This is a genomic window from Streptomyces sp. NBC_00466, from assembly GCF_041433995.1.
Lineage (GTDB): Bacteria > Actinomycetota > Actinomycetes > Streptomycetales > Streptomycetaceae > Streptomyces.
This window is the reverse complement of the sequence record NZ_CP107896.1, coordinates 1,171,081-1,183,868: the sequence shown is the minus strand read 5'-3', so window position 1 is coordinate 1,183,868 and position 12,788 is coordinate 1,171,081. Positions and strand designations below refer to the sequence as shown.

General features: G+C 72.9%; 10 protein-coding genes. 9 read left to right on the top strand and 1 reads right to left on the bottom strand.

Annotated features, from left to right (window positions below):
* Window positions 1-43 precede the first annotated feature (43 nt).
* The 9 genes from rimP (at window position 44) to OG210_RS05080 (ending at window position 11,779) form a co-directional block, all read left to right on the top strand.
* Complete coding sequence (gene rimP / locus OG210_RS05120; RefSeq protein ID WP_266852425.1) at window positions 44-541, top strand: ribosome maturation factor RimP; 498 nt, start codon at window positions 44-46, stop codon at window positions 539-541.
* 2 nt (window positions 542-543) lie between these two features.
* On the top strand, window positions 544-1,557 hold the full coding sequence (gene nusA, locus OG210_RS05115) for a transcription termination factor NusA (RefSeq protein ID WP_328332016.1): 1,014 nt from the start codon (window positions 544-546) through the stop codon (window positions 1,555-1,557).
* 121 nt (window positions 1,558-1,678) lie between these two features.
* Window positions 1,679-1,957: a YlxR family protein gene (locus OG210_RS05110; RefSeq protein ID WP_328332018.1), complete on the top strand. Its 279-nt coding sequence runs from the start codon at window positions 1,679-1,681 to the stop codon at window positions 1,955-1,957.
* 147 nt (window positions 1,958-2,104) lie between these two features.
* The gene (infB, locus tag OG210_RS05105; protein WP_328332020.1) at window positions 2,105-5,221 is read left to right on the top strand and encodes a translation initiation factor IF-2; all 3,117 of its coding nucleotides are present in this window, start codon (window positions 2,105-2,107) and stop codon (window positions 5,219-5,221) included.
* A 153-nt stretch (window positions 5,222-5,374) separates the two neighbouring features.
* Window positions 5,375-5,671, top strand: a complete 297-nt coding sequence (locus tag OG210_RS05100; protein ID WP_328332021.1) for a DUF503 domain-containing protein — start codon at window positions 5,375-5,377, stop codon at window positions 5,669-5,671.
* A gap of 26 nt (window positions 5,672-5,697) precedes the next feature.
* Window positions 5,698-6,177 (top strand): 30S ribosome-binding factor RbfA, encoded by a 480-nt coding sequence (gene rbfA / locus OG210_RS05095; protein ID WP_327294944.1) that lies wholly within the window; start codon window positions 5,698-5,700, stop codon window positions 6,175-6,177.
* Window positions 6,174-7,073, top strand: a complete 900-nt coding sequence (gene truB / locus OG210_RS05090; protein WP_328332023.1) for a tRNA pseudouridine(55) synthase TruB — start codon at window positions 6,174-6,176, stop codon at window positions 7,071-7,073. The genes rbfA and truB overlap by 4 nt, the downstream gene beginning before the upstream one ends.
* A 182-nt stretch (window positions 7,074-7,255) precedes the next feature.
* Window positions 7,256-10,777, top strand: coding sequence for a trypsin-like peptidase domain-containing protein (locus OG210_RS05085; protein WP_371535067.1), 3,522 nt, complete (start codon window positions 7,256-7,258; stop codon window positions 10,775-10,777).
* A 48-nt stretch (window positions 10,778-10,825) separates the two neighbouring features.
* Window positions 10,826-11,779 (top strand): bifunctional riboflavin kinase/FAD synthetase, encoded by a 954-nt coding sequence (locus OG210_RS05080; protein ID WP_327294941.1) that lies wholly within the window; start codon window positions 10,826-10,828, stop codon window positions 11,777-11,779.
* A gap of 25 nt (window positions 11,780-11,804) precedes the next feature.
* Here the strand turns inward: OG210_RS05080 and OG210_RS05075 are convergent, their stop codons facing one another.
* Complete coding sequence (locus OG210_RS05075; RefSeq protein ID WP_371535065.1) at window positions 11,805-12,770, bottom strand: ArsR/SmtB family transcription factor; 966 nt, start codon at window positions 12,768-12,770, stop codon at window positions 11,805-11,807.
* Window positions 12,771-12,788 lie beyond the last annotated feature (18 nt).

Genomic DNA, 12,788 nt, shown 5'->3' with positions numbered 1-12,788 from the left:
GCGGCGATCCCACAACAGCACACGCGGCCGAGGAGTCACCCGGATGAGCACCACCCAGAGCGAGAGGCTGCGCGGGCTGCTGGAACCGCTCGTCGCCGCCAAGGACCTGGATCTGGAAGAGATCGAAGTCTCCCGGGCCGGCCGGCGTGGCGTACTGAGGATCACCGTGGACTCCGACGACGGTGTCGAGCTCGACACCTGCGCCGAGCTGAGCCGGGCCATCTCCGAGAAGCTCGACGAGAGCGACGTGATGGGCGACGGCGAGTACGTACTCGAAGTCAGCTCGCCGGGCGCCGACCGCCCGCTGACGGAGCACCGCCACTACGTACGGGCCACCGGCCGTCTCGCCAAGCTGACGCTGACCGGCGGCGACGAGGTGGTCGCGCGCATCCTCGCGGTGGACGCCGACGGCCTCGACCTCGAAGTGCCGGGCGTGAAGGGGCGCAAGCCCACCGCCCGCCGGGTGGACTTCGCGGAGATCGCCAAGGCGCGCGTGGAGCTGGAATTCAACCGCAAGGACAAGAAGGAAGAGGAGGCGTAGCCATGGACATCGACGTAAAGCTTCTGAAGGGCTTGGCGAAGGAGAAGGAGATTTCCTTCGACCTGCTGGTCGAGGCGATCGAGTCGGCCCTCCTCATCGCCTACCACCGCACGGAGGGAAGCCGCCGCCTCGCCCGCGTGCGCCTCGACCACGACAACGGTCATGTGACGGTCTGGGCGAAAGAGGACCCGGCCGATCTCGAAGAGGGCCAGGAGGCCCGGGAGTTCGACGACACCCCGTCCGACTTCGGCCGGATCGCCGCGACCACGGCCAAGCAGGTCATCCTGCAGCGGCTGCGGGACGCGGAGGACGACCTGACCTTCGGCGAGTACGCCGGGCGTGAGGGCGATGTCGTCGCCGGGGTCGTCCAGCAGGGCAAGGACCCGCGGAACGTGCTGGTCGACATCGGCAAGCTGGAAGCGATCCTGCCGGTGCAGGAGCAGGTGCCCGGCGAGACCTACTCGCACGGGCTGCGGCTGCGTACGTACGTGGTCCGGGTCGCCAAGGGCGTCCGCGGCCCGTCCGTGACCCTCTCCCGCACCCACCCCAACCTGGTGAAGAAGCTCTTCGCGCTGGAGGTCCCGGAGATCGCTGACGGCTCGGTCGTCATCGAGGCCATCGCCCGCGAGGCCGGTCACCGCAGCAAGATCGCCGTACGGTCGACCCGGTCGGGGCTCAACCCGAAGGGCGCCTGCATCGGCCCGATGGGCAGCCGGGTGCGCAATGTCATGGCCGAGCTGCTCGGCGAGAAGATCGACATCGTGGACTGGTCGGACGACCCGGCCGAGATGGTGGCCAGCGCGCTCTCGCCTGCCCGGGTCAGCAAGGTCGAGATCGTCGACCTCGCCGCACGCTCGGCACGGGTCACCGTCCCCGACTACCAGCTCTCGCTGGCCATCGGCAAGGAAGGGCAGAACGCCCGTCTCGCCGCGCGGCTGACCGGCTGGCGCATCGACATCCGCCCGGACACCGAGCCGGACGGCGGCACGTCGGACCGCCTGGGCGACGAGGCCTGAGCCTCCGGTCCCGGCCGTGCGGCCGGGACCGCGACTGCACGATTCCGGAAAACTTCAGGACAACATCCGTTCGATTCCTGCCCCCATCGGGTGGGGTCGTTACGGGGAGGTAGACTTAAACGTGTCTGGCCGGACAGTCGACCGAGCGTGCCCTGAGCGAACCTGCGTGGGATGCCGGGAGCGGACGGCCAAGAGCGAACTGCTGCGCATCGTCGTGGTTGAGGGCAAATGCGCCCCTGATCCGCGCGGTACGCTGCCCGGCCGGGGTGCGTATCTGCACCCCGCCATGGTCTGCCTCGACCTGGCGGTCCGCCGCCGGGCGTTCTCCAGGGCCTTCAAGGCCAGGGGTCCGCTCGACAGCGCGGAGCTGAACGAGTATGTCGGGCAGGCAGCACCGTAATAAGTGAACGGCACGGGTCCCCGTGCGGTCAGGTACCTCGCGAGTTGGAAGTAGGTCGAGATTGCGATGAGCACTCGATGAGTACGCGATGAGTACGCCCATGAAGTAGCGACGGTCCGGCGGTAACCCGGACCTAAAAGGAGCGAAGTGGCTAAGGTCCGGGTATACGAACTCGCCAAGGAGTTCGGAGTTGAGAGCAAGGTCGTCATGGCCAAGCTCCAAGAACTCGGTGAATTCGTACGTTCGGCGTCCTCGACGATCGAGGCGCCGGTTGTACGCAAGTTGACTGACGCTTTGCAGGGGCCCGGCGGCAACGCCGGCAAGTCCGCTGCCAAGCCCGGCGCGCCCCGCAAGGCCGCGCCCTCTCCCGCACCCCGTGCGGGTTCCACGCCCGCGGCGCCGTCTCCGGCCGCCGCGGCCCGTCCCGCTGCCCCGAAGCCCGGTGTCCCGGCCCCCAAGCCGGCCGCCGCCGAGGCTCCGCAGAGCAGCGCTCCCAGCACCCCCTCGGCGCCGTCCCCGGCCGCTTCGGGCCCGCGTCCGGGCCCCAAGCCCGCGGCCAAGCCCGCTCCGGCGGCTCCGGTGCCGGCAGCCGAGTTCTCGGCGCCCGCCCCGGCCCAGCCGGCGGCGCCGCAGACCCAGCGTCCCTCGGGTGCCACCCCGGGTCCCCGTCCTACGAACGCCCGTCCGGCCCCGGCCGGCGGTCAGCGTGACGGCGGCCGCGGTGGCGAGCGTCCGGCACGGCCGGCCGGTCAGGGCGCCCCGCGCCCCGGCGGCAACCGTCCGTCCGGTCCCCGTCCGGGCAACAACCCGTTCACCTCCGGTGGCTCCACCGGTATGGCCCGCCCGCAGGCGCCCCGTCCCGGTGGCGCCCCGCGTCCCGGCGGCGGCCAGGACCGCCCCGGCGGCCCGCGTCCGCAGGGTGGTCCCGGTGGCGCTCCGCGTCCCCAGGGCCAGGGTCAGGGCGGCGCCCGTCCCAGCCCCGGCGGTATGCCCCGTCCGCAGGGTGGCGCACGTCCGGCCGGCGGACCCGGCGGCGCTCCCGGCGGTAACCGTCCCAACCCCGGCATGATGCCGCAGCGTCCGGCTGCCAGCCCCCGTCCCGGTGGCGGCCCCGGCGGTGGCGGTCGTGGTCCCGGCGGCGGCGCAGGCCGTCCCGGCGGCGGCGCCCGTCCGGGCGGCGGCGGCTTCGCCGGTCGTCCGGCAGGTCCCGGCGGCGGCGGTCGTCCCGGCGGCGGCGGTGGCTTCGGCGGCCGTCCCGGCGGCGGTGCTCCCGGTGGTGGCTTCGGTGGACGTCCCGGTTTCGCGGGCCGTCCCGGCGGCCCCGGTGGCCGCGGTGGCACACAGGGTGCCTTCGGCCGTCCCGGCGGGCCCGCCCGCCGAGGCCGCAAGTCGAAGAGGCAGAGGCGCCAGGAGTACGAGGCCATGCAGGCCCCGTCGGTGGGCGGCGTCATGCTGCCCCGCGGCAACGGACAGGCCGTCCGGCTGTCGCGCGGTGCCTCCCTCACCGACTTCGCGGAGAAGATCAACGCCAACCCGGCGTCGCTCGTCGCCGTGATGATGAACCTCGGCGAGATGGTCACTGCCACGCAGTCCGTCTCCGACGAGACGCTGAAGCTCCTCGCGGACGAGATGAACTACGTCCTGGAGATCGTCAGCCCGGAGGAGGAGGACCGCGAGCTGCTCGAGTCCTTCGACATCGAGTTCGGCGAGGACGAGGGCGGCGAAGAGGCTCTCGTCTCGCGCCCGCCGGTCGTCACCGTCATGGGTCACGTCGACCACGGTAAGACCCGGCTGCTCGACGCGATCCGCAAGACGAACGTCGTCGCGGGCGAGGCCGGCGGTATCACGCAGCACATCGGTGCGTACCAGGTCTCCTCCGAGGTCAACGGCGAAGAGCGCAGGATCACCTTCATCGACACCCCGGGTCACGAGGCGTTCACCGCCATGCGTGCCCGTGGTGCCAAGTCGACCGACATCGCGATCCTCGTGGTGGCGGCCAACGACGGTGTGATGCCGCAGACGATCGAGGCGCTGAACCACGCCAAGGCGGCCGATGTGCCGATCGTGGTCGCGGTCAACAAGATCGACGTCGAGGGTGCCGACCCGACCAAGGTGCGCGGTCAGCTCACCGAGTTCGGTCTGGTGGCCGAGGAGTACGGCGGCGACACGATGTTCGTCGACATCTCCGCCAAGCAGGGCCTCAACATCGAGTCCCTCCTGGAAGCCGTCGTCCTCACCGCCGACGCCTCGCTCGACCTGCGGGCCAACCCGGACCAGGACGCGCAGGGCATCGCGATCGAGTCCCACCTCGACAAGGGCCGCGGCGCCGTTTCGACCGTCCTGGTCCAGCGCGGCACGCTGCGCATCGGTGACACGATGGTCGTCGGCGACGCCTACGGCCGGGTCCGGGCCATGCTCGACGACAACGGCAACAACGTCGAGGAAGCGAGTCCCTCGACCCCCGTCCTCGTGCTGGGTCTCACCAACGTCCCGGGCGCGGGCGACAACTTCCTGGTGGTCGACGAGGACCGTACGGCCCGTCAGATCGCCGAGAAGCGTGCCGCCCGTGAGCGCAACGCCAACTTCGCCCGCAAGGGCGTCAGGTTCTCCCTGGAGAACCTGGACGAGGCGCTCAAGGCCGGTCTGGTCCAGGAGCTCAACCTCATCATCAAGGGCGACGCGTCCGGTTCGGTGGAGGCTCTCGAGTCCTCGCTGCTCCAGCTCGACGTCGGCGAAGAGGTCGACATCCGCGTCCTGCACCGCGGTGTGGGTGCGGTCACCGAGTCGGACATCGACCTGGCGACCGGCTCCGACGCCATCGTCATCGGCTTCAACGTGCGCGCCGCAGGGCGTGCGCAGCAGATGGCCGAGCGCGAAGGTGTGGACGTCCGGTACTACTCGGTCATCTACCAGGCGATCGAAGAGATCGAAGCGGCCCTCAAGGGCATGCTCAAGCCGGAGTACGAAGAGGTCGAGCTCGGCACGGCGGAGATCCGCGAGATCTTCCGCTCGTCCAAGCTGGGCAACATCGCCGGTGTGCTGGTCCGCTCCGGCGAGGTCAAGCGCAACACGAAGGCGCGCCTGCTGCGCGATGGCAAGGTCATCGCGGAGAACCTCAACATCTCCGGTCTGCGCCGCTTCAAGGACGACGTCACCGAGATCCGCGAAGGGTTCGAGGGTGGTATCAACCTCGGCAACTTCAACGACATCAAGATCGACGACGTCATCGCGACGTACGAGATGCGCGAGAAGCCCCGCGGCTGATCCGTATCGCGGTTGATCCGTGCAGCGTCAGTCGGGGCCGCTCGGCGGAGTTATATCCGTCGAGCGGCCCCGGCCGTTGCGTGTACGGTTCTGGTGTCCCCGCCAAGCGGTTGGCGGGGCACGACCCCGAACCGGCGGGACATCCGGACATGCATGTATGTAGGGACACTGTCCTTCGATCTCCTGCTCGGCGACGTACGGTCGCTGAAGGAGAAACGCTCCGTCGTCCGGCCCATCGTGGCCGAACTCCAGCGCAAGTTCGCGGTGAGCGCGGCCGAGGTCGGCGACCAGGATCTGCACCGCAGAGCCAGGATCGGCCTCGCTGCGGTGTCCGGCGGGACGGAGCACCTCACTGATGTACTCGACCGGTGCGAGCGGCTTGTCGCCGCCCGGCCCGAGGTGGAGCTGCTGTCCGTACGACGGCGGCTGCACGGCGACGAAGACGATTGAGCAAGGCTCTAGAAGGAGACGGACCAGTGGCCGACAACGCGCGGGCGAAAAAGCTGGCGGACCTCATCCAGGAGGTGGTCGCCGAGAAACTGCAGCGCGGCATCAAGGACCCCCGGCTGGGCACGCACGTGACCATCACGGACACCCGCGTCACCGGTGACCTGCGGGAGGCCACGGTCTTCTACACGGTCTACGGGGACGACGAGGAGCGGGCGAGCGCGGCAGCCGGTCTGGAGAGCGCCAAGGGCATCCTGCGCTCGGCGGTCGGCGCCGCGGCGGGGACGAAGTTCACCCCCACCCTCGCCTTCGTGGCGGACGCCCTGCCGGAGAACGCCAAGGCGATCGAGGACCTCCTCGACCGGGCCAGGGCATCGGACGCCAAGGTGCGCGAGGCGTCGTCGGGCGCCAAGTACGCCGGCGGCGCAGACCCGTACCGCAAGCCGGAGGACGAGGCCGACGAGGCCGCCGCGTCCGGCGACGACGACGGGGACAACGCCTCCGCATGACACAGCAGAACACCGTGCCGGACGGCCTTGTCATCGTCGACAAGCCGTCCGGCTTCACTTCGCACGACGTCGTGGCCAAGATGCGCGGGATCGCCAGGACCCGCCGGGTCGGCCACGCGGGCACCCTCGACCCGATGGCCACGGGCGTCCTCGTACTCGGCGTCGAGAAGGCCACCAAGATGCTCGGCCATCTCGCGCTGACCGAGAAGGAGTACCTCGGTACGATCCGGCTCGGCCAGAACACCGTCACCGACGACGCCGAGGGCGAGATCACCTCGTCCACCGACGCCTCGGCGGTGACCCGTGAGGCCATCGACGCCGGGGTGGCCCAGCAGACCGGTGCCATCATGCAGGTGCCGTCCAAGGTCAGCGCCATCAAGATCGACGGAAAGCGCTCGTACGCGCGGGTGCGCGGCGGCGAGGAGTTCGACATCCCGGCTCGCCCGGTGACCGTCTCCTCGTTCCGGGTGTACGACGTCCGCCCGGCCGTAGCCGATGACGGGACGCCCGTCGTCGACCTGGTCGTCTCGGTGGTCTGCTCCTCCGGCACGTACATCCGAGCCATCGCCCGCGACCTCGGCACCGCCACCGGGGTCGGCGGCCATCTGACGGCGCTGCGCCGGACCCGGGTCGGCCCGTACGGGCTCGACACCGCCCGGACGCTCGACCAGCTCCAGGAGGAGCTGACCGTCATGCCGGCCGCGGACGCCGCGGCTGCCGCGTTCCCCCGCTGGGACGTGGACGAGAGGCGGGCCAGGCTGCTGCTCAACGGCGTACGGCTCGACATGCCCGGGTACCCGGCCGGGGCCGTGGCCGCCTTCGGTCCCGATGACCGCCTCCTCGCTCTGGTCGAGGAGGAGAACGGCAAGGCGAAGAGCCTCGCCGTCTTCGGCTGACCCACCGTGGAGCGGGCAGGGCCGCTTGCCCGCTCCACGATCCCCCTCGCAAGGGGTCTGTCCATCACGGCCCCGGGATTCACTCGTTCGGCCAGGCGCTCGGAGTGAATGCCCGGAGCGCAAGGGGGCGCTTTCGGCCGGTGTCCTTCTCCCGGCGATCACCGCGCGCCTACGGTCGGACCATGGGAAGCGGGGACCGGGAGACGCTGGTACGCATCTGCGATCCGGCGGGACGGCCGAGGGGCACCGGCTTCGTCGCCGATGACCGGGGCACGGTGGTGACCAGCCATGAGGTGGTCACCGGCCTCACCGGAGCCGTGCTGTACGGAGCGGACGGCCGGACGTGCCGCGCCGGGTCCGAAGCGATCACCGCCCTGCCCGAACTGGGTCTTGCCCTGCTCCGCAGCGAGGACCTCGGCGTACCACCCCTGCCCCTGGCCGTCCGTGACACGGTCGGGACCGGCAGCTATGTCCGCGTCGCCGCACACGGCTGGCGCGCCGCACGCGTCCTGGGCGAGACCGCCGTGACCTACCCGGCGGACGGCCGCCGCCACCGGCTCGCCGCCCTGGAGCTGGCGCTCGGCACCCAGGGCAGCGACGCGCTCCGGCCGGGCAGCGCGGCGGCGGGCGGGCCCGTGCTGGACGCGTCGACCGGTGCCGTGCTCGGAGTGCTCGGCACCGCCCTCCAGGGCGACCGCCCGGTGGCCGGCCTCGCCGTTCCGCTGCGCGGCGCCGCGCTCGCCCCGCTGCTGCGGCGCAACGCCGCGACCGTCCCCGGCTACGGCGAGGACCTCAACCTCGCCGGCGTCCTTGAGCTGACCGCCACATCGGTCGGCGCCTCGGGCTCTCCGGAGCTCTGGCGCGACCCGGTCGAGCGGCCCGGCATCGCCGCCCCGCTGGACGCCTTCCAGTCGGCCGGCGGACCCGTGCTCGGCCTGGTCGGCGCCCCCGGCACGGGCCGGACGACCGAGCTGGCCGCCCTCGCGGCCCGCCGGGCCCGTGGCGCGCAGCCCGCCCCCACGGTCTGGCTGCGCGGCGCCGATCTGCGCGCCGCCGATGGCTCGGTCGCCGACGCGGTGGCCCGCACGGTCCGGCAGGCCGGGCGGATCGTGGGCGCCGATGGATGCGGCGGACTGGACCGTGCGACCCCGGAGCGGATCGCCGGCCTCGCGGCCGCCGCCGGTCAGCCACTGCTCATCCTGCTGGACGGGCCGGAGGAGATGGCGCCGCTGTCGGCCGGCGCGCTGCCTGGGTGGGCCGGCGCCACCACGCGCTGGCTCTGCGCGCACGGGGTGCGGATGGTGGTCGCCTGCCGGCCCGAGTACTGGGAGCAGGCGGCCGGGCTCCTCGGCCCCAGGGGCGCGGACCGCGTACGGATCGGGGACCTGTTGCCGCGTGAGGCCGAGCGGGCCCGGCAGCGCTATGGCATCCCCGAGGGGATGCTCGCCCCGGATGACGCGGGCCATCCGCTCACGCTGCGGATGCTCGCCGAGGTGCGGGCCGCGATCCCCGACGGGGTGGACGGCAGGCCCGCCCGCGAGGACGTGTTCACCGCGTACCTGGATCTGCTCTGTCTGCGGACCGCCGTACGGATCGCGGCCGACCGGCGCCCCGCGCCCCGGGGCACCGAGGTGCGCCGCCTCGCCGCCACGGTCTCGGGCCGGGTGCACGAGGCGGCGCGGCGCTGTCTGGGCCCCGGGCAGGGGGAGCTGGACCGCGCCTCCTTCGAGGAGCTCTTCCCGTGGCGTACCGGCTGGGCGTCGGCCGTGCTCACCGAGGGGCTGCTGACCCCGGCGGGCGCCGGATACCGCTTCGCCCACGGTGAGCTCGCCGACTGGGTGCAGGGCGAGCACCTCGACGTGGACGGCGCGCTGTACACGCTGGTGCACCGCCGCGCGGCGGAACCGCCCGGGACGGCCGCCACCCGGCTCCCGGAGCGCACGGACGCCGCCGTTGTGAAGCCTCCGCCGGCCGTGCCCCGGCACCGGGCCGGGCCGGTGGTCCAGGCGCTGCTGCTGTTCGGGCGCCGGCGCGGCCACCACGAACTGGGCCGCAGGCTGCGCGAGTTGATCGAGGCCCTGGACCGGATGCAGGACGTGCCCGCGGAGCCCCGCGTGCCGCGGCCGAGCCGGGAGGCGGGCACCACGGCGGAGCCCGCGCTGCTCGCCGACCCGGAGTGGTGGGCCGCGCGGCTGCTCGCCGATGTGCTGCTCCGTGTGCCCGACGCCCGCCCGTACATCGGCGTACTGCGCGTCCTCGCCGACCGGATCACCCTGCTGTCGGTCCGCGCGGGCGGACCGCGCGGGCTCGGCGGCTTCCGCATCTTCGACAGCGCGTTCTGGGAGCGGCTGCGGCTCGGCGAGAGCCAACGCCTCGACATGCTGCGCCGGCTGGTGCCCGCCGACGGAGTCCCCGGCGCGCGGACCGCCGACCGCTATCTGGACGCCGCCGCCCGGCGGCTCGCCGCCGAGCCCAGGACCGTACAGCCCCTGCTGTGCCGCTGGTTCGGCGACGAGCGGCTGCTGCCGTCCGACGACGGCGCCGAGCTGCGGCCCACCGTCGCGGGGGCCGCGCAGGCGCTGCTGTACACCCGGCGCGGACTGGCCGTCGACGACCTCGCCGAAGCGCTCGCCGCCACCGACCACCCCCGCGCCGACGAACTGCTCGCCGCGCTCGCCGAGGACGAGACGTCCGCGCTCTGCCGCGCCGTGGACCGCTGGGCGCACGACGACCGGCCCGAGCGCCGGGCGGCCGCAGCCCGCCAGGCCACGCGCGCCGCCGTACACGCCAGGACCGGAGCCGATCGTGAGCTGCTGCGGTATGCCGCACTGGCCCTGCTCGCCCGCCCCGAGGACAGCGGGCTGCACGGCCACGCCCTGGCCCTGCTCGTCGGCGACCCGCACACCCGTGCCCGGCATCTGCCGCGTGCCCTGGCCCTGTTCGAGTCCGGCGGGACGCAGCTGCCCGCCGCGGCGCTCGCCGCCGCCCTGCCCACCCACCCCGAGCCGGTGTTCGCCGCCTTCGAAGCCGTCCTGCGGACGCGGCCGGACACCGCGGGCCCGGTGCTGAACGCGCTCGCCGGGATCAGCACCCCCGCCCCGGCCCGCCGCGCCGCCGCGCTCGTCCACGAGTACATCGACCGCCACCCGGCGGGGGCCGCGCACGCCGCCGCGTTCGTCGACCGCCGCCTGGAGGACGGCCCGGCCGCCCGCGCCATCATCTTCCCGCTGGTCACCGGCCTGCTGCGGGGCCGCCCGAGCTCCGTGCGCGCGGTGCTCGCCCGGGTGCTCGCCGCGCCGGGGGGCCAGGGCTCGCGCGCGATGCGGGCCGAGCTGCTCGACGTACTCCTGGAGTACGAGCGGTACGAGGCCAGGGACGGTCTGGCCGTGCTTGAGGCCCTGGTGCGGGCCGCGGCGCACGGGGCCGGCCGCCGCGCGGAGCCCCGGACCCGCGATCTGGTCCACCGCGCCGGACTGCTGCTGGCCCGTACGCCCGACGGTGCGGCCGTACTCGACCGGCTCCTGGTGGAACTGTCCGCACAGTGGCCCGTCTTCGCGGGACAGCTCGCCGACTGGCTGGCCTGCGCACCCCAGGAGTGGGCCGTCGTCGTCGGCCAGGAGGCCCGCCTCACGGTCGGCGAGCTGGGCGCCCCGATGCCGATGCACGCCGCGAGCGCCGGACATGGCAGTCTTAGACCTGCGTAACTGCAGGGCATTGATCATGTACACGGGTTCGGGCGAGGAGCGGTCTCAGTGCAGCGCTGGCGTGGCTTGGAGGACATTCCCCAGGACTGGGGACGCAGCGTCGTCACCATCGGCTCCTACGACGGGGTGCACCGCGGCCACCAGCTGATCATCGGGCGGGCCGTGCGGCGCGCGCGTGAGCTGGGCGTTCCCTCCGTGGTCGTCACTTTCGACCCGCATCCCAGCGAGGTCGTGCGCCCCGGCAGCCACCCGCCGCTGCTCGCACCGCACCACCGCCGTGCCGAGCTGATGGCGGAGCTGGGCGTGGACGCGCAGCTGATCCTCCCCTTCACGACCGAGTTCTCGAAGCTGTCGCCCGCCGACTTCATCGTGAAGGTCCTGGTCGACAAGTTGCACGCGCGCGCCGTCATCGAGGGCCCCAACTTCCGCTTCGGCCACAAGGCGGCCGGAAACGTCGGTTTCCTCACCGAGCTGGGCGCGACATACGACTACGAGGTCGACATCATCGACCTCTCGGTGAGCGGGGAGGCGGGCGGCGGCGAACCGTTCTCGTCCACCCTGACCCGCCGGCTGGTCGCCGAGGGCGACATGACGGGCGCGGCCGAGATCCTGGGCCGCCCGCACCGCGTCGAGGGCGTGGTGGTCCGTGGCGCACAGCGCGGCCGCGAGCTGGGGTTCCCCACGGCGAACGTCGAGACGCTGCCGCACACCGCGGTCCCGGTGGACGGGGTGTACGCGGGGTGGCTGACCGCGGACGGCGAACGGATGCCCGCGGCGATCTCGGTGGGCAGCAACCCCCAGTTCGACGGCAGCGAGCGCACCGTCGAGGCGTACGCCATCGACCGCGTCGGCCTCGACCTGTACGGCATGCACGTCGCCGTCGACTTCCTCGCCTATGTGCGCGGCATGGAGAAGTTCGACTCGATCGACGCCCTGCTCGTGGCCATGGCGGACGACGTGAAGCGCTGCCGGACGCTGATCGAGGCGTACGAGTCGCACTGACGGCGGGCACCCCGGCCGGGGCCCTTCAGCCCTGCGCCGCCACCAGCACATCCCCGGCCGCCGTCCGGCAGTAGAGCACCGACCGCCCGGCCCGCCGTCTGAACACCAGACCGGCGTCCAGCAGGACCTTGAGATGGCGGCCGACCGACCCCAGGGCCTGGCCCGAGAGCGCGACCAGCTGCGTGGTGCTCTTCGGGCTGTCCAGCAGCAGCAGAACCCCCGCCCGGCCGCTGCCCAGTAGTCTCCCGAGCGCCTCGGCCGCGGCCGTCCGCGGCGGCTCCGACAGCTGGCCCGTACAGGGGTAGACGGCGGAGAAGCGGTACGGACCCTCCCACGAGACCCAGCCGCTGCGCCCGCTCGCCGGCACGAACAGCAGCTGCCCGCCCGAGACCTCCTGCGGCTCATAGGCACCGTGGTTGACCCGCAGCCGTCCGTCGCCCAGCCAGCGCATCCCCGGCCGGATGTCGTCGAGCGCTGCAGCCCAGCCGCCCTTGGTGAGCAGCCGGGTGCGCGCCAGGATGTCCGCCTCGAAGAGGCGCCGCCGCCGGGGCCAGTACGGCAGCACGGTCTCCGTCCACACCCACTCCAGCAAGTCGGCCGCGCGGTCCGGCAGATCGTCCCGGTCCAGGGCGGCGGGCAGCCGGCCGCCCACCCCGAAGGCCAGATCGCGCCGGGCGCCGGCCGGCGGGGTGGCGCGGACCCGGGCCAGCTCGCGGTGGAAGTCCGACCCGGCATCGGCCGTTGGCGTGGGAGACAGGAAGTCGGCGATCCAGTGCGGCCGCAGACCGGTCCGTACCAGCAGCCGGGTCACCGGATCGGCGTCCAGCAACTCCCGGTAGGCGGGCCGGTGCACGGCCAGCCAGGACCGCTCACCGGGATGCCCGGTCTGCCCGGACTCCAGCATCATCAGACAGGCGAAAGCCTCGCTGAACTGGGAGATCACAAACCGGCTGCGCGCCAGCGTGTCCGCGTCGATGAGCCACAGCCCCATGTTTCGCCCCCCGGCGAA

Excerpts from the sequence above, each read along its gene's own strand:
- truB (WP_328332023.1), top strand. The coding sequence starts at position 6,174 with ATGACACAGCAGAACACCGTGCCGGACGGCCTTGTCATCGTCGACAAG.
- rimP (WP_266852425.1), top strand. The coding sequence starts at position 44 with ATGAGCACCACCCAGAGCGAGAGGCTGCGCGGGCTGCTGGAACCGCTC.
- OG210_RS05075 (WP_371535065.1), bottom strand. The coding sequence starts at position 12,770 with ATGGGGCTGTGGCTCATCGACGCGGACACGCTGGCGCGCAGCCGGTTT.
- OG210_RS05085 (WP_371535067.1), top strand. The coding sequence starts at position 7,256 with ATGGGAAGCGGGGACCGGGAGACGCTGGTACGCATCTGCGATCCGGCG.
- nusA (WP_328332016.1), top strand. The coding sequence starts at position 544 with ATGGACATCGACGTAAAGCTTCTGAAGGGCTTGGCGAAGGAGAAGGAG.
- OG210_RS05100 (WP_328332021.1), top strand. The coding sequence starts at position 5,375 with ATGTATGTAGGGACACTGTCCTTCGATCTCCTGCTCGGCGACGTACGG.